At 71.3% G+C, this 16,195-nt stretch carries 13 protein-coding genes; 8 read left to right on the forward strand and 5 right to left on the reverse strand.

Annotation, left to right across the window (positions count from 1 at the left end; translation table 11 throughout):
• The first annotated feature begins 5 nt into the window (after positions 1–5).
• Genes ACQPZA_RS14350 through ACQPZA_RS14375 form a run of 6 tightly spaced genes read left to right on the forward strand, consistent with a single transcriptional unit; the run spans position 6 to position 6,777 of the window.
• Positions 6–1,154 carry a beta-ketoacyl synthase N-terminal-like domain-containing protein gene (locus ACQPZA_RS14350; protein WP_433281272.1) on the forward strand — a complete coding sequence of 383 codons (1,149 nt, stop codon included), beginning with the start codon at positions 6–8 and terminating at the stop codon, positions 1,152–1,154.
• Complete coding sequence (locus ACQPZA_RS14355) at positions 1,151–1,690, forward strand: hypothetical protein (RefSeq protein WP_433281274.1); 540 nt, start codon at positions 1,151–1,153, stop codon at positions 1,688–1,690. The genes ACQPZA_RS14350 and ACQPZA_RS14355 overlap by 4 nt, the downstream gene beginning before the upstream one ends.
• Positions 1,690–3,090: a class I adenylate-forming enzyme family protein gene (locus tag ACQPZA_RS14360; RefSeq protein ID WP_433281276.1), complete on the forward strand. Its 1,401-nt coding sequence runs from the start codon at positions 1,690–1,692 to the stop codon at positions 3,088–3,090. Before ACQPZA_RS14355 ends, ACQPZA_RS14360 begins: the two co-directional genes overlap by 1 nt.
• Positions 3,087–4,661, forward strand: coding sequence for an amino acid adenylation domain-containing protein (locus ACQPZA_RS14365; RefSeq protein WP_433281278.1), 1,575 nt, complete (start codon positions 3,087–3,089; stop codon positions 4,659–4,661). Before ACQPZA_RS14360 ends, ACQPZA_RS14365 begins: the two co-directional genes overlap by 4 nt.
• On the forward strand, positions 4,658–6,475 hold the full coding sequence (locus ACQPZA_RS14370) for a condensation domain-containing protein (RefSeq protein WP_433281280.1): 1,818 nt from the start codon (positions 4,658–4,660) through the stop codon (positions 6,473–6,475). Before ACQPZA_RS14365 ends, ACQPZA_RS14370 begins: the two co-directional genes overlap by 4 nt.
• Positions 6,472–6,777, forward strand: coding sequence for a phosphopantetheine-binding protein (locus ACQPZA_RS14375; RefSeq protein WP_433281282.1), 306 nt, complete (start codon positions 6,472–6,474; stop codon positions 6,775–6,777). The genes ACQPZA_RS14370 and ACQPZA_RS14375 overlap by 4 nt, the downstream gene beginning before the upstream one ends.
• Before the next feature lie 44 nt (positions 6,778–6,821).
• On the opposite strand, the gene ACQPZA_RS14380 is transcribed toward ACQPZA_RS14375, so the two are convergent.
• Positions 6,822–7,154: an AAA family ATPase gene (locus ACQPZA_RS14380; protein ID WP_433281284.1), complete on the reverse strand. Its 333-nt coding sequence runs from the start codon at positions 7,152–7,154 to the stop codon at positions 6,822–6,824.
• Positions 7,155–7,422: 268 nt separating this feature from the next.
• On the opposite strand from ACQPZA_RS14380, the gene ACQPZA_RS14385 reads away from it, so the two are divergent.
• Both ACQPZA_RS14385 and ACQPZA_RS14390 read left to right on the forward strand, forming a co-directional pair.
• Positions 7,423–8,664: a hypothetical protein gene (locus ACQPZA_RS14385; RefSeq protein WP_433281286.1), complete on the forward strand. Its 1,242-nt coding sequence runs from the start codon at positions 7,423–7,425 to the stop codon at positions 8,662–8,664.
• Between the two features lie 326 nt (positions 8,665–8,990).
• A complete protein-coding gene (locus tag ACQPZA_RS14390) occupies positions 8,991–9,584 on the forward strand; it encodes an HD domain-containing protein (protein WP_433281288.1) in 594 nt (197 codons plus the stop codon).
• A gap of 42 nt (positions 9,585–9,626) precedes the next feature.
• Here ACQPZA_RS14390 and ACQPZA_RS14395 read toward each other — a convergent pair whose 3' ends face one another.
• The 4 genes from ACQPZA_RS14395 to ACQPZA_RS14410 form a co-directional block, all read right to left on the reverse strand.
• On the reverse strand, positions 9,627–11,378 hold the full coding sequence (locus tag ACQPZA_RS14395) for an FAD-dependent oxidoreductase (RefSeq protein WP_433281290.1): 1,752 nt from the start codon (positions 11,376–11,378) through the stop codon (positions 9,627–9,629).
• 225 nt (positions 11,379–11,603) lie between these two features.
• Entirely contained in the window at positions 11,604–11,987 is a 384-nt protein-coding gene (locus tag ACQPZA_RS14400) for a cupin domain-containing protein (protein ID WP_433281292.1), read from the reverse strand.
• A 630-nt stretch (positions 11,988–12,617) separates the two neighbouring features.
• Positions 12,618–14,348, reverse strand: a complete 1,731-nt coding sequence (locus tag ACQPZA_RS14405) for an FAD-dependent oxidoreductase (protein ID WP_433281294.1) — start codon at positions 14,346–14,348, stop codon at positions 12,618–12,620.
• Positions 14,349–14,439: 91 nt separating this feature from the next.
• On the reverse strand, positions 14,440–15,843 hold the full coding sequence (locus ACQPZA_RS14410) for an FAD-binding oxidoreductase (RefSeq protein ID WP_433281296.1): 1,404 nt from the start codon (positions 15,841–15,843) through the stop codon (positions 14,440–14,442).
• Positions 15,844–16,195: the final 352 nt, after the last annotated feature.

A 16,195-nucleotide genomic window follows, 5' to 3' on the forward strand; every position in this document is an offset into this window, starting at 1 on the left:
GCGCAGTGACGACCGGCGCGGTGACGACCGGCGCGGTGACGACCGGCGCGGTGGTCACCGGGATGGCCTGGTCCACGGCGCTGGGCTCGGACCTCGACGAGGTGTGGCGGGCGCTGCTGTGCGGGGCGACCGGCGTGACGCCCGTGCCGAGCGCGCACCCGGTGCGCAACGGCCGGGCGGCGGTCGTGGCGGACCTGCCGATGGACCTCGACCCGGTGCAACGCCAGTACGAGCTCGGCGCGCGAACACTGCGAGCCGCGGTGGCCGACGCCGGGCTCGACGTCACCGATCCGCGGCTGCGTCTGGTGGTCGGCACGAGCTACGGATCGCATCTGGACGTCCCACCCGACGGGCTGGACCGGTGGGGCGAGGCTCTCGCCACGGGGCTGGGCATGGGCCGCCGCCCGCTCATGGTGAGCACCGCCTGCTCGGCGGGCTCGGACGCGATCCTGGTCGGTGCCGCGCTGATCGCCGAGGGTGAGGAGGAGATCTGCGTCGTCGGTGGCGTGGACGTGCTGACGCAGGCCAAGCGGCTCGGGCACTCCGCACTCGGCACCATGTCGCCCACCGCGCTGCGGGCCTTCGACGAGAGCCACGACGGCATGGTCCTCGGCGAGGGCGCGGCGTTCCTCGTGCTGGAGCGGGATGGTTCGGCGCAGGCGCGCGGGGCTCGCGTGCGGGGGCGGCTCTCGGGCACCGGCTCGGCGAACGACGCCGCAGGCCCGACCGCCCCCGACCCGAGCGGTGACACCGTCGTGCAGGCGGTGCGCACCGCGCTGGCCGCCGCCGGCCGCAGCACCGGCGAGGTCGGCGTCCTCAACGCGCACGGCTCCGGCACCCCGGTCAACGACGACGTCGAGTGCCGCGCCTTCGGGAGCCTCTTCGCGGGCGGGGCGGCACCCGTCGTGTTCGCCACCAAGGGCGCTTTCGGCCACACGTTGGGCGCCACCGGAGCGCTGGAGGCCGTCGCCGTGCTGCTGGCGCTGCGGGACAAGCAGGTGCCACCGGTGCCCGGGCTGGAGACGGTGATGCCGGGCTTCCCGCTACCCCTCCCGAGCGGCGCGGCGCTGCCGTTCGCCGGCGAGGTCGGGCTCAGTGTCACGCTCGGGTTCGGCGGGTTCACCACCTGCCTCGCGCTGGAGGCGGTCGCATGACGGGCCGGCAGGAGCCGGAGCTGAGCGGAGCCGGTCTGGTCCAGCTGGCCGCGGGCCGGCTGGCCAAGCTCGGGACAGCCCCGCCGCGCAGGCGGATCCCCTCCCTGTACGCGGACCCGGCCTCGTGGGCCGTCCTGGAGACCGTCGACGAGGTGTGGGCAGGCTGCCCGGACACGGTACGGGCAGCGCCCGAGGCCACGGCGATGGTCCTGGTCAGTACCTACGGCACCACGGACACGATGACGGCGATCAGCCGCGCGGTGCCGGGTGGGCGGCTCTCACCGCTGCGCTTCGCGGGGGCGAGCGCAGGCGGCCCGATCAGCCTCGTCTGCCTGGTGCACGGCTTCCGGGGGCCGACCCTCATGATCACCACCGATCCGGTCGACGGGTGCCCGGTGGCCCTCACGATGGCCCGGCACTGGCTGCGGACAGGCACCGCGAGCCACGTCGTGATCGGTGTGCACGACCACGATCCGATCCGTGGGCACCAGGTGCGGTGCGTCGTGCTCGGGGCCGAGCAACTCGGGGCTGCGTGATGAGTGCAGGCTCGGACGTCCCGGAGCGGACGGCGGTGCTGGCCTTCCTGGCCGCGTCGGTGGACGTCGGACCGGGTCCCGGCGGTCCGACGCCGGCGGAGCCCGACGCGGCTGCGGTCGTGGTCGACGCGGTCGCCGACCTGGGCCTGCCGCCCGGCTCTCCCGTGCTGATCGCGATGCCGAACGGCACCATCACCCTCGCCGCGTTCTTCGGGGTGCTGCTCGCCGGCGCGGTCCCGGTGCTGCTCCCGCCGGTGGCCGGAGCCGCCCGGATCTCCGAGATCGGCAGGCAGCTGGGCGGGGCGGCGCTGATCGCGCCCCGGATCGACCCGGCGCGGTACGGCGCGACGACGGTGCACCCGCTCGGCGGCCGGTGCGAGGCGGCGCTGCTGGACGGGCGGGCGCACCAGCGGTACCAGCCGGGCGAGGTCGTGCTGATGACGTCGGGCACCTCCGGGATCGCCAGCGGCTGCCTGCACGGCGTCGACGCGCTGCTGCGCAACGCCGACCGCCACGCCACCGCCGTCGGCCAGCGCCCCGACGACACGGTCCTGGCGTCGTTGCCCCTGTACTACTCCTACGGCCTGGTCGCGCAGGCGCTGGCCGCGTTCGTGCGGGGCTCGCGGCTGGTCGTCTCCGGACCGCCGTTCACCGCCCGGTCCTTCGTCGAGACCATCCGCGCCCACGACGTCACGGTGTCCTCGCTGACGCCCAGCGCGGCGGTCCGGCTGGCCGCGGACCCGCCTGCCGGACCAGCCGCCCTGCGGGTGCTCACCGTCGGCGGCGACGAGCTCGACCCGACGCACGTCGGCGCGCTGCTGGCCGACGGCCCGCAACAGGAGCTCTACCTCACCTACGGCCTCACCGAGGCCGGCCCGCGCGTGACCACGCTCGCTGCGCACCGCGAGCCCGAGCACCGCTGGGGCTCGGTCGGCACCCCGCTGCCGGGGGTGCGGACGTACCTGCGCGACTCCGCGGGCGACGGGCCCGGCGCCGAGCTCGTCGTCGAGTCCGACACGGTGCTGCGCCGACGGCTCCCCGGGGGCGCCCCGACCGTCGCGGGCACCGTCGCCACCGGCGACCGGTTCGACATCGACGCCGACGGTTACCACTACTTCCGCGGCCGGTCCGCTGACTCGGTGGTCATCGGCGGGGAGAAGATCTGGCTGCCGTCGGTGCGCCGGATCGCCGCCGAGGTGCCCGGCGTCCGGCACGCCACCACCACCGTCTACCGGGACGACCGCAACGAGCTGCGCTACGGCCTGGACGTCGCCGCGGACGACCCCGGGCCGCGGCTGGCGGCCGAGATCGAGCACGCGCTCAACCGCGTCCTGCTGCGCGCTGAGCGACCGCACCGGATCACGTTGTGCCGGGCGACGACCGAGGAGTGGCGCAAATGAGTCCCGATCCCGGCACCGCGGCGACCACGGTCCCGGCGTTGCGTGCCGTCGCCGAGCGCGTGCGGCGGGCGCCGGACGCCGAGGCGGTCCGCTCGGCAGACGAGGCCGTCGACTACCGCACCCTGTGGGAGCGGTCCGCGCAGGTCGCGGCGCGGCTCGCGCAACTCGGTGCCGTCCCCGGCACGGCCGTCGGCGTGCACCTGGAACGGTCCGTGGACCTGGTCGTGACGCTGGTCGGGCTGCTGCGCTCCGGCTGCGTCGCGGTGCCGCTGGACGTCGGGTACCCGCCCGAGCGGCTGCGGTTCATGTGCGCCGATGCCGGCGTGGAGCTGGTCGTCGGCCACCAGGGTCAGCTCGACCGGCTGGGCGGCTTCAGCACCGTCGTGACCGACGGGGAGGTCGGCTACGCCACCGCAGGGCCGGCCCGGCCCGTGCCGGACCCCGCTCCGGTGTTCGAGGCCCCCGAGGTGGCCGGCGACGACATCGCCTACGTCGTCTACACCTCCGGGTCCACCGGCCGCCCGAAGGGCGTGCGCTACGCCCACCGCAACCTCGCCAACCTGGTGGCCTGGCAGGCCGAGGCCAGCGAGTGCGGTCCGGGGGACCGGACCCTGCAGTTCGCCCCGGCGTCGTTCGACGTCACCTACCAGGAGGTGCTTCCCACGCTCGGCGAGGGCGGCACCGTCGTCTGCTGCCACGAGGACGAGCGGTTGGACCCGCAGCTGCTCTGGGACCTCGTCGAGCGGGAGCGGGTCAACCGGCTCTTCGTGCCGTTCGTGATGATCCAGTCGCTCGCCCTGTTCGCCGACGACGCCACCCCGGAGACACACCCGCTGCGCGAGATCCTCACGTCGGGGGAGCAGGTGCAGTGCACGGCGGCGATCCGGGCGATGTTCACCCGGCTGCCGGACTGCCGTCTGGTGAACCAGTGGGGGACGACCGAGACCCACGTCGCCACCTGGTACCGGCTGCCCGCTGACGTGGCCGGCTGGGTCGACCTGCCCTCGATCGGCACGCCGATCACCGGCACCGACGTCCGGGTCTGCGACGCGGACGGCCGGCCCGTGCCGGACGGCGAGGTGGGCGAGCTGTGGATCACCGGAGCCGCCGTCGGCCCCGGCTACCTCGGTCTGCCCGAGCGCACCGCGCGCAGCTACCGCACCGACCCGCTGGACCCGGCCGTGCCCGCCTACCGCAGCGGGGACCTCGGCCGGGTCACCCCGGACGGCCTCCTGGAGTTCCTCGGCCGGGAGGACACGCAGGTCAAGGTGCGCGGGTTCCGGATCGAGCTCGGGGAGATCGAGAGCCTGCTCTGCTCCGACCCGTCGGTCGCGCAGGCGGTGGTGGTGGTCAGCGGCGCCGCGGCCGAGGACCGGAGCCTGCGTGCGTTCCTCGTGCCGAAGTCGGCTCCTGAGGACACCTCGGCCTGGACGGCGGGGCTGCTCGCGGACCTGCGCGACCGGTTGCCCGCCTACATGGTGCCGGTCCGGGCCGACGTCGTCGGGTCGTTGCCGCGCACACCCAGCGGGAAGGTCGACCGGCTCGCGCTGGCCACCGGGAGCGCAGCATGATCGAGAAGATCACTGCGGACGCGCCGGACACCATCCCGGTGCCGGGCCGGACGGCAGGACCGCTGTCGGGTGCCCAGCGGGCGCTGTACCTGGTCGAACTGCTCCACCCGGGCACGCCGATGTACAACATCACGGTGGCGGTCCGCCTGGAGGGCCCGCTCGACGTGCCGCGGCTCCGCAGCGCCCTCGCGCGCGTCGTCGCGCGGCACGACGCGCTGCGTACGACCTTCGCGCCGGGCACCACGCCGCCGTTCGAACCCGTCCAGCGGATCGGCGACCCGGACGTGGAACTCCCCGTCGTCGAGCTGGACGCCGACCGTGACGCCGACGGGACCGGGGTCGCGGACGCCGCGGCGTTGCGACTGGCCCAGACGTGGGCCGACGAGCCGTTCGACCTGGAACGCGGGCCGCTGCTGCGCACCCGGCTGCTGGTGACGGGCCCCGAGCGGCATCTGCTCGTCGTCACGATGCACCAGCTCGTCTCGGACGGTCCGTCGCTGCAGGTGTTCTTCGACGAGCTGGCGCAGGCCTACGCGGGTGAGCCCGAGACGCCCCCGCCTGCCGTGCGGTTCGCCGACTACGCGGCCTGGCAGCGGGCCCGCCCGGTCGATGCCGAGCAGCTCGGCTGGTGGCGTGAGCGCCTCGCCGGGGTCCCGATGGTGCTGCGGCTGCCGACCGACAAGCCACGCCCGCCGGTCGCGGGCCCGCACGGGGGGAACCACCGCCACCCCCTGCGCGCCGCGGTGATGACGCCGGCGCTGCAGCTCGCGCAGCGACTGCGCGTGACGCCGTTCGTGCTGATGCTCACCGCGTACGCCACCTTCCTCTCCCGCCTCGCCCGCTCTCGCGACGTGCTGGTCGGCGTGCCGGTGAGTGCCCGCGACCGCGTCGAGCTGGAGAGCGTGATCGGGTTCTTCGCCACCACCCTCCCGGTGCTCGTCGAGGCGCACGCCGACCGGGGCTTCGCCGACCTGTGCCGGTCGGTGCAGGGGGAGCTGCTGGACGTCCTGACCCACCGCGAGGTGTCGATGGAGCAGCTCGCGCAGGAGCTCGCGCCCGAGCGCGACCCCGGGCACGCCCCGCTGGTCCAGGCGTTCTTCTCCTTCGAGCAGGAGCCGATCGTGAGCGCGCGCCTCGCGGGCCTGCGCGCCACGGCCATCGACCTCCCGCCGACCGGGGCGAAGGTCGACCTCGACATGCTGGTGTTCCGCTCGGCCGCAGGCGGGGACGACTTCGACCTGACGCTCACCTACCGGGCCGACCTGTTCGAGGCCGCCACCGTGGCCCGGATGGCCGTGTACTTCGAGCGGCTGCTGTCTGCGGCCGTCGCGGCGCCGGACGCCCCGGTCCGGACGTTGCCCGAACCCGCTGCCGACGGGCTGCCCGCTCCTGCTCCGCATCCGCCGCCCGCCGCTGACGGGCTGTCCGCCCCGAGTCCCGCGTCCGCCGCCGCGATCCGCCCGGAGGCGACCACCGCGGCCCGCGCCGGGACGGAGCACGACCTCGTCCAGATCTGGCGGGAGGTGCTGGGGCGCGACGACGTCGGCCTCGACGACAACTTCTTCGACCTGGGTGGCACGTCCTTCGCGCTCGCCACCGTGCACACCCTCATCGGCGCGCGCACCGGCGCGACGACGTCGCTGGTGTCGCTGCTGGAGTTCCCGACGATCGCCGCGCTTGCGCGGCACCTCGCCGGCGACCCCCGGACCGGACATGCGGTGTCCGAGCCGGTCGGCCAGGCGCGGGCGACCCGGTTGCGCGACCGCCGGAACCGGCTGCAGCAACGACGGCCCGGGCGGGGGACCGGCGAGTGAGCGCGTCCGAGGAGAGGGCCGGGACCGCTTGGGACGGGTCCAGCGGCGTCCGGGCCAGGACCGCTGCCGTCGTCGCCGCGGTCTGGTGTGAGCTCTTCGGGGTGGCGCGGGTCGACCCCGACGACGACTTCTTCGCACTGGGCGGGCATTCGATGCTCGCGGTCAGGATGGCGTCCCGGTTACGGACCGAGCTGGGGCTGCGCGTACCTGTGCGCACGATCCTGGAGAACCCGACGGTCGACGCTCTCTCCCGGCTGCTGGCCGAGGCCGTCGAGTCCGCCACCGATCCGGCCGGCAGCTGAACTCACGCCTTCGATGTCACCTGGCCCGGGCGGTTGCCGCGTAGTCAGCAAGATCGGTCGCCCTCGACGTTGTCGAGCACGAGCAGCAGCCCTCGGTTCCCCAGGAACGACGCAACGGCCCCGACGCGGTCGGCGGTGCCGGAGTCGGGGACGCCGAGCGCGGTGGCGATGGCGGGGACGACGTCCGCGGCGGAACGGACGTCGGCGAGCTCGACCAGCACCGTGCCGGCCGGGAAATGTTCGCGTGCCGCGGCCGCGACCAGCAGGGCGAGCGTGGTCTTGCCGACCCCGCCAGGCCCGGTCAACGTCAGGACGGAGCACGAGGGCTCTGCCAGGACACCCACGATCGCGTCCACCTGGTCGTCCCGACCGATCACCGGCGCAGCGGGCGCGGGCAGCCGAAGTCGCTCACCGGCACAGCATCCCGGTACCGGCGGCGGGGAGGGAAAGACGGGCGACGACCGGGGACCTCGGCTCCACGGTTCCAGCATCCCGTCCGGCGCGATCATCAGCGGTGGAGGCTCGGTGGCGGGCGCAACCTCGGCTCCAGGCCGACGAGCTGTAGTAATGTGAGCTGCCCGGATGACCGTTTTCGCTGCGTGCAGGTGGTGTCCGGGCGTCGAACGATCGTGAGGACGGGATGCCATGCCCGTTGACGATGCAGACTCGCCGGCGGAGCGCGGGTCAGTGGAGCCGGACTACGGGATCGACGATCGCCGGGCCGACACGGCGGCTCCCGTCGTTTCCCACCGGTGGCAGCACCGCGTGCCGACAGGGCGCACCGCCCGTCCCCTTGTCACGACGCCATCGGGGCTCCTCCCGCACGATGTGCGGCGGGCCGAGGGGAACCGGCTGGCCCGCCAGCCCGGATTGGCCGTCATGGGCGGACTGGTGTTCGTTCTCCCCGTCGCTGTGGCCCTCGCCTACGGAGTGGGCGGGGCTGAGGGGTCGGTGCGCGTGCTGAGCCCGCTGACCACGTTCGCACTACCGGTCGTCGCGCTGATCGCGTTCTGGTGGGAGGACTGGCCCGGCACCCGGTTGCGGTCGGACTGGACGGGGTGGGTGGACACCGCCCTGGTGCTCATCGGCGCGATCATCCTGACCATGGCCGGGCAGGCCGTGACCGCCCGGCTGGATCTGGTGGGGATCTTCGATCCCGGGGCCGGTCCGGAGCACTCGGCCACGTTCCCGGCCACGTTGCCGCTGGCCGGCGCGGGCTTCGTGATGATGCTGCAGCTGACCCTGGCCTGTGAGCGGTGGCCGTTTCGCCGCTTCAACCGGACGTTGTCCGGCCTGCTCGCGCTGGTCGTCTCGGCGGTGGTCGCGGTCGTGTCGACGTGGACGGTGGTCGCTGTCACGGAGCCGGTCGCCGGTGCGAGCGTGCGCCCCGGCCTCATGGGCGGCGCCGATTTCGGTGCGATGATCGTGACGATCGCCGTGTGGCAGACGGTCGTGTTCGTGGTGCTGCGCGGCTGGCCCCTCAACCTGATCGAGGCACGCGTGCCCCGGTTGCTGGCGAACAACGCGACGGTCGTCGCCGGCGGTCTGCTGACCTACTGGGTGCTGTCGTCCGGATCAGGTCTTCCGGCCGAGACGATCAACTCCGTCTGCGGCTGCGTGGTCGCGGGCGGACTGCTCGTGGGAATGCTGTTCGAAGGCTGGCCGCCGTGGGCTCGGCGCTGGGGCAGCCTCGCGCTCGTGGCTGTGGTCTCAGCGGCCCTGTTCGTCCTGCTCACAGGCATTGCCGACATGCTGTCCTGGCAGCGCGCCACCCCATCGGACTGGGTGTCCTACACCACGCTGAACGCGATCGGACTCGCGGTGCTCCTGCACGTCGGGATCGGGCGGCGCTGGCCGTTCCACCGCATCCCGGAAGAGCGAACGTGAATCTCGTGACGAGATCATCGTCAACGGGCAGAAGATCGATGTAGACCTGGATCCGCGGGAATCTCTGCTCGACGTTCGGCACGGCCGGCTGTAGCGATGACGACGAGATCCGACAGGCCGCCGGGCAGCCGGGCCTGGTTCGATGCGCGTCTTCTTCGGGCTGGCCGGTATTCCGATTTGGCGGGCACCGGGGTGGACGTGCCGCCCCAGGGGCCGGAAGCCTGGGGAGCGACCGTCCTGCAACGCTGCTGGCCTCTCCTTCCCACGTGTGAACCGGGTCCGCGGCTGATGACGCACTCCACTGGCTGATAGAAAGGACTGGTCCCGTGTTTCCTGAGACTCCCGCCGCCGCGGCCGCGCTGTCCGTGGCCACCCGTTTCCACTCACCCTCGCTGCTCAACCATTCCGTCCGCTGCTACCTCTGGGCGACGATGTACGGCACAGCGCACGGAATAGCCGCCGACGACGAGCTGGTCTATGTCTCGGCGCTGCTACACGACATCGGGCTGGCGGAGGCGTTCGACAACTACACGCTTCCGTTCGAGGTCGCAGGAGGGAATCTGGCCTGGACCTTCGGTGTGGCGGCAGGCTGGCCCGCGGAGCGGGCCTCCCGGGCCGCGGAGATCATCGTGACGCACATGCGTGATGACGTGTCCGCCACCGCCGACCCCGAGTCCCACCTGCTGCAGGTCGCCACCAGCTGGGAGGCGGTCGGACGTCGCCCGGAGGAGTTCCCGCCGGACGCGAGGACGCAGATGCTCACCCGCTATCCCTGGCTGGGTTTCGGCACGGAGGTGCTGGCGAGCTTCGAAGACCAGGCGAGGCGCAAGCCGGACAGTGCCGCCGCCGCATCGGTCTGCAAGAAGGACATGGCCGGGCGCGTCGCCGCCAACCCCCTCGAATGCCACCAGCCCTCCTGACCCGGGGTGGCCACACGGGGCAGAGGTTTGCGGGTCGAGCCCTCAGTCGCGGGCGAGGACCGACGTCAGGACCCTGTGCAGCTCTGCTGCCGGGTCGGTCGCGAGGGATGCTGATCGCCACGCCACGTGGGCGTCGGGGCGCACGAGCACGCAGCCGTCCTCGCCGACCTCGCGGGCCCGCGCCCAGTCGTCGTACAGGTCGGTGTACTCGCGGCCCGGGCCGACCACGTACGCGGCCAGCTCGACGCCCAGGTCGGCGGCCACCTTCGCCGCGGCGTCGGCCCACTGCTCGCCGGCGGTGCCGGTGAACAGGCAGAACCGGCCCTTGCCCGCCAGGTCGTGGGTCGACACCTGTCGCCCGTCACGCCCGAGCCACACGTGCGGCAACCGGGCACCCGGCCAGGTCGTCGGGTGGTAGTACAGCTCGGGATCGCGGGTGTACGCAGGCTCCGGCGTGCCGTCCGGGACCACCGCGCCCGAGGCGTAGCGCTGCCCGAGCTCCACGCCGTGCGTGTTGAACTCGTAGTCCTTCAGCTCCAGCGCCGCCTGCAGCTTCGACCGCTGCTCGGCTGCCTCCGGGGTGTTCGCCGTACGCGCTGTGATGTGCCGGCGCATCACCTCGGGGTCGCTCTCGCCGACCAGCCCGAGCGCGTCGAAGATCGGCCCGAACTCCTCGATGCTCTTGTTCGCCCGCAGCACGATCTGCTCGCCGACCGGGGCCCGCTCCAGGTCGTAGCTGTCGAGCAGTCCCTCACCGGCGGTACCACGGAGCACGTACGCGAGCTTCCAGGCCAGGTTGTAGGCGTCCTGAATCGAGGTGTTGGACCCCAGGCCGTTCGACGGCGGATGCCGGTGCACCGCGTCGCCCATGCAGAACACCCGGCCCGCGCGGTAGCGGGTGGCGTACATCTTGTTGATGGCCCACAGCGATGTCGAGCGGATCGTCACCGGGATCGTGTCATCACCCACCAGTTCATGGACGATTTTGACTGCCATCTCGTCGTCCACATCCGGCGGCGGCTGCGAGATGTCGTAGCCCCAGATGCACATCCACTCGTTCCACGGTCGCACCATCCGGATCACTCCCATGCCCACGCCGCCGACATCCGCCCCGGGCTGCAACACCCAGTACAAGTTGCTCGGCCGGTGCTCCACGAGGTGCGACAGGTCCGCCTGGAACACGATGTTCATCGACCCCGCGAGATCCATCTGGCCCTCGAACGGCAGCCCGACGTCCGCGGCCACCGCGCTGCGCCCACCGTCGGCGCCGACCACGTACTTCGCCCGGATGTCGTACCGGTGCCCGGTGACGCGGTCCCGCACCGTCACCGTCACCCCGTCCGCGTCCTGCACCAGCCCGACGTACTCGGTGTCGAACCGGATCCGGCTGCCCCGCGACGCCGCATGCCCGATCACGATCGGCTCCAGCAACGTCTGCGGAATGTCGCCGTTGGGCGACGGGCTGGCCAGCGTGTAGTCCGCCTCCCGGGCCGGATGCGTGAACCACGTACGCACCCGCCCGATCTCGTCACCGGCCAGGCTCGTGCAGAACACCGTGTTCCCCAGCAGATGATGCGCCGTGGCCTGCGCCAGGACGTCGTCCTCGATGCCCAGGTCGCGGAAGATCTCCATCGTCCGCTGGTTGGTCAGATGCGCCCGCGGCGTGTTCGCCGTCCACCGGTACTTGGTGACCACGATGTGCTCCACGCCCAGCGTGGCCAGCGCCAGCGCCGCCCCGCCCCCGGCGGGACCGCTACCGATCACCAGCACATCGGTCGTCAGGTTCTCACTCACGATACCCTTTCCACAACGATATCGAATTGTCTTGAGATATTCCGAATGATACGCTCGCCAAATCCACATGGGTGGCACGTATTCGACGATTGAGAACTGCCTGCTCTGATTCTCCGCGTGACACTCACCCGCGGCTTTCTTGGTGAGCAACAGATCATCGCATCGGGGCGGGCGCTGGCATCACCTGCGGCGGGCGCAGGTCAAGCGCCTGTTCTGGTCGGATGACTAGCGGCTCGGTGCGGTGATCCGTTCGCTCGCCTTGGCCGCGAGCTCCTCCTCGCTGACCATGGTGAGCATCTCGACGCCAGGGGTCATCATCGCGACCACGACGAGGCGGCTGGTCCTGTCGGCGAGCAGGTTTGCGATCGTGTAGTGGATGACATCACCCCCCGGCTCCCAGAAAGCCTCTCCCGCCTTGACCGGATAAGGTGCCCCACCCTCGAGCTCGAACAGCATCTCCCCCTCGAGCATGTAGCCGAAAACGGGACCGGAGTGCCGGTGGGGAGCGATACCAGGGTCCCCCGGCGGCAACTCGAGGAGCCGAATCATCGCGGACGAACCCTGCGCGATGAACGGCGGCACAACTTCCAGCAGGTCCTTCTGGCCCATGTTGGTGACAGTAGACATTTGATCCTCTCCAGACTGAATGTACCTCTTGCGTTCACCGAGACTTCACCGCGTTTCCGAACTCCGAATCACAGGTTCAGCGGTGGAGTACGCAATGCGGCCCAGGCGAAATGACCATGGTTTTGATCCCTTAGGCGTGCGAGCAAATCCGGGCCGACCCCTCATCGAGCCGGAAGCCCTCAGCCTGGCCCGTTCCGTCGACCTGGATGCCGTGGTGGCATCGGAGTCGTGGCGGGGGCGGGCTGGTCTCCTGCGGCGCCCGCGTTATCGGGACCGGCCGGAGCCTTTACCGCGGGCTGGGGCGTGGCGTCTCGGTCTCGAACAGCGATGACTTGCATGACAGTCCTTACTGGGAGGGGGAGCGATCGAGCGCACCTGCTCGCGAGCGTGTTTCTTCGTCGTCCCGTTTTCCGTCTCATCAGGGAGACGAGGTAGCCCCTCCGGGTGTGACAGCTCAGACGTGAGAAAGTTTGTCCGGATTGATGACCCCGTGGTGCGCGGTGATTCCGCAGGCGAACTCGTGGTCGTCGTCTTGCCGGTGATCACCGGCCCGGTCGGGCGGTGATGGGGGTCCTTGTTCGAGCCGGCCGGCGGTGGTCAGCGCGGCGTGGGTCAGGGCGCGACTGGTGGGTTGCGCCGGCGCGCAGGTCGGCGGACTCCGTGCGCGTCGTGGTCGCGGACATCGGTGTCCTCCAGAAAGGACGCGGACGGGTGGTGAGGCGAACCGGAAGCCGGCCCACCGATCCGCAGGGAGGGCGTCAGCCACTGCCCGATGCAGTCGACGAGCGCGGCGGCATCCTCCAGGCGGCAGTGCGCTCCGACGTACATGTCCGGGCGGATCAGGATGGCGCGGGCGTCGCCGTCACCGATCTCGTAGCGCGTGGCGAGCTCGCCGAGCTGGTCCGGGACGCTGTGATCCTCATCGAAGGCCGGACTGCGCTCGTGCGAGACGAGCACGGGCGACACACGGGCGCCGTACGCCGCCGTGACGGCCTCGGCCACTGTCTGAGCGTGTGCCAGATCTCCCTGCTGTCCGGCCCGCGGGACCAGCAGCAGGGTGAACCCGCTGTGCCGGAGCACGTCGAAGAGGCGCTTGCGTGGCTCGACGACGAGCTGTGCGTCCGGGGCCCGGTCACCGCCGTGGGGGCCGGGCACGGCAGGAACCGACAACGGTGTCACCGTGTCGCGGTAGTTGTGGGCGAGACCGGAGATCAGGCTGACGGTCTGCTCCTGCCAGCCCGGCTGCCGGGTCAGGGCGATCCGGTCCTCCAGCCCCTGGCCGAAGGCCATCACGATGTCGTGCGTCGCCTTCGCGCCGGCGGTGATCTGCGCGCCGATCGGGCGGCGCTCCGCCTCGTAGGTGTCCAGCAGCGAGTCGGGCGCGGCGCCGTCGATCACCGCCGCGAGCTTCCAGCAGAGGTTGAACGCGTCCTGCATGCATCCGTTCATCCCCTGCCCGCCGGCCGGGGAGTGGACGTGGGAGGAGTCACCGCAGAGGAACACCCTTCCGTCCCGGTACCGTCCGGCCTGGCTGTTGAGGATCTCCCACTGGGTCGCCCACCGTGGCTCGCCGATGCGCATGCCGATGCCCATCTCGTCGGCCACGGTCTGGAACGACTCCCTCGGGTCGTCGGTCCGCGTCATCGCCCCCGCGTCGCTCAGGTACACCCGCCACAGTCGGCCGGGCAGGCGCGTCACGAGCATGAACAGCGAGTCGCCGATGAAGTAGTTCACCCAGGAGTCGTCGTGGACGAAGTCCTCGATCTCGACGTCCATCATCGCCATCACGCCGACCCGGTCACCCTGGAACTCGATCCCAGATCGTTCCCGGACGCGGCTGTGGGCGCCGTCGCTGCCGATGACCCAGCCGCATCGGAATGTCTCTGACTCCCCGGTCCGGCGGTCTACGACGGACACGTCGACCCCGTCGGCGTCCTGGCCGAGGTCGGTGAACTCGTGGTTGTACTCCGGGACGATGCCGTAGTGCGCTCGTAGGTGTTCGCGCAGCACCTGCTCGAAGTCGTTCTGGTTGATCTTGTAGTAGTACGGATATCGGGTCGGCAGCGTCCGGAAGTCCGTACGCGGCTTCTCCTCCTCGCTCATCCCCCGGAAGTGGTAGACGTTGCCGGGACACGGCAGCGCGACCTCTTCGATTCGGTGCGCGACGCCGATGTGCTCGAACATCTCCATCGTGCGCGCGTGGAGGGTGAATGCCCGCGTGGTGTGCGAGGGTCCGGGTCGCTTCTCGAGGAGGCGGACGGGGATGTTCCGGCGGGCGAGCTCGTGCGCCGCGATGAGCCCGACGGGACCCGCCCCGACGATCGCCACAGTGGTGTGGTTCACAGTTGTCTTCCTTCCAGATCGAACGGCGGCTCGTGCCCGTGCGCGCTCACGCCGGCAGCACGTCTGGCCCGCCCGGCCGGCCGCTGCCTGATCAGGTGGCCGGCGCCACGTTGTGGTTGAGCCGGAACATGTTGGCGGGGTCGTAGGTCTTCTTGATGGTCGCCAGGCGTTCGTAGCGCTGCTCGCCGTAGATCGCGGCGGCGTCGGGTGCCTCGTCCGGTGCGAGGTTGTTGACCAGCCGCCGCTCGCCCTGCCAGGGCTGCATGCCGTCGAGCAGTGCGGCGACCGATGCTTTGAGCTGCGGTTCCTCTGGCAGTGGACCGACCGCGACGCCCAGCAGGCTGTAGGGCAGGCCTCTGGTCGCCACGGCGTTGGGCACTGTCGGTTCCCGGTCCCATGCCCCGCCCAGGGCCCGCAGTTCGGCGATCCACAAGGTGGTGTCGGAGTCCGGGCCGACGAGCTCGACGAGCTTGTCCTGTGCTTGGGTGGGGAACTCCCGCAGCATGATGCCCCGTTCGTAGTAGGGCACCGGTTCGGTCGGCTCGTTGTGGATGGACGCGACCTCGGTGTAGGGCATGTCCCGCACGGTGTCCAGGACTGCCGGCGCCGCCGTGCGCAGCGGCGCGATCAGCCGCTCGCCGTCCTCGGCCGTGCCGTTGTAGGCGAACCGCAACGACACGACGAACGTCCCGCGCAGTGGTTCGGGCACGTCGGGCACCGGTGGGAGGCGGAGTACGGCGAACGAGGAGACCATGGTTTCCGGGGTGTCGGGGTGCCAGGCGGTCCAGGCTCGCAGCACGTCGGCCATGCGCTCGCCGGGGAAGTAGATGCCGCCGCCGTAGAGGTAGGGCACTGGGAACAAGTCCAGTTCCAGCGCGGTGACCACACCGAAGTTGCCCTTGCCGCCGCGCAGCGCCCAGAACAGTTCGGGTTCGGACTGAGCGTCGGTGTGCCGTAGTTCGCCGTCGGCGGTCACCACCTCCAGCGATCGCACATGGTCGGCGGCGTAGCCCTGGGAACGGCCCAGTGTCGGGCTCAGACCGCCGCCCAGGACGTAGCCGGCGACTCCCACCGTGGGGTTCGACCCGTTCAGCGGGGCCAGTCCGGCCTTGGCCGCCTCCGGGATGACATCGGACCACAGCACTCCGGCGCCGACCCGGGCCGTGCGGCTGACCGGGTCGATGGCCACCTCGTTCATCCGACGGGTTGCGATCACGACGGCGCCGTGGGCGGTGCCGATCATCTGGTGGCCGGTGGTCTTCACCAGGAGGGGCCGGTGCTGCCGGGCTGCGAAAGTGACGGCGGCCTGGACGTCGGCCGCGCTCTGCGCCACCACGATCACCGCGGGCGCCAACTCGTGATTGAGGTTGAACACCGCACGCTCGTCGTCATATCCCGGGTCGCCCGGCAGCAGAACCGAACCCGCCACCGCCGCCCCGAGAGCCGCGGCATCCTCCCTCAGGACCGGAGGCAGGGACGAATCATAGAAACTCATCGACATACATCCTCTTACTAGAAGTGGTGGGACCCGAATACGCCAGAAACTCTGCCGCGGGCTTCAATGGCCTCTGCTCGGAGCTCGGTGGTCGGGTGATCGCGGACATGGACCCGAATGCAGCGACCGGGTTGCCCGCGACGCGCGAAAAGGAGCCAGTCCGCTGGTAGCGCGACGACGCCGATGCCCAGCAATCGAATCGGGTTGCGGTCGGCGAAGCGGCCCCGAGGGGAGTCAGTCAGACCGTGAAGACTCGGATCTTGCGTTCCCAGAAGGGCAGGCCGGCACGTGGTAGCGGCGCTGCGCAAAAGCCATGTCGGCAGTCCGGTATGTGGAAGGGGGCGCGGCCGAC

Origin of the sequence: Pseudonocardia xinjiangensis (genome assembly GCF_050948425.1) — a bacterium.
Lineage (GTDB): Bacteria > Actinomycetota > Actinomycetes > Mycobacteriales > Pseudonocardiaceae > Pseudonocardia > Pseudonocardia xinjiangensis.

What these genes read in the sequence shown, in the direction of transcription:
- ACQPZA_RS14355 (WP_433281274.1), top strand. Translation starts at nt 1,151, where the DNA reads ATGACGGGCCGGCAGGAGCCGGAGCTGAGCGGAGCCGGTCTGGTCCAG.
- ACQPZA_RS14360 (WP_433281276.1), top strand. Translation starts at nt 1,690, where the DNA reads ATGAGTGCAGGCTCGGACGTCCCGGAGCGGACGGCGGTGCTGGCCTTC.
- ACQPZA_RS14365 (WP_433281278.1), top strand. Translation starts at nt 3,087, where the DNA reads ATGAGTCCCGATCCCGGCACCGCGGCGACCACGGTCCCGGCGTTGCGT.
- ACQPZA_RS14370 (WP_433281280.1), top strand. Translation starts at nt 4,658, where the DNA reads ATGATCGAGAAGATCACTGCGGACGCGCCGGACACCATCCCGGTGCCG.
- ACQPZA_RS14385 (WP_433281286.1), top strand. Translation starts at nt 7,423, where the DNA reads ATGCCCGTTGACGATGCAGACTCGCCGGCGGAGCGCGGGTCAGTGGAG.
- ACQPZA_RS14400 (WP_433281292.1), bottom strand. Translation starts at nt 11,987, where the DNA reads ATGGGCCAGAAGGACCTGCTGGAAGTTGTGCCGCCGTTCATCGCGCAG.
- ACQPZA_RS14410 (WP_433281296.1), bottom strand. Translation starts at nt 15,843, where the DNA reads ATGAGTTTCTATGATTCGTCCCTGCCTCCGGTCCTGAGGGAGGATGCC.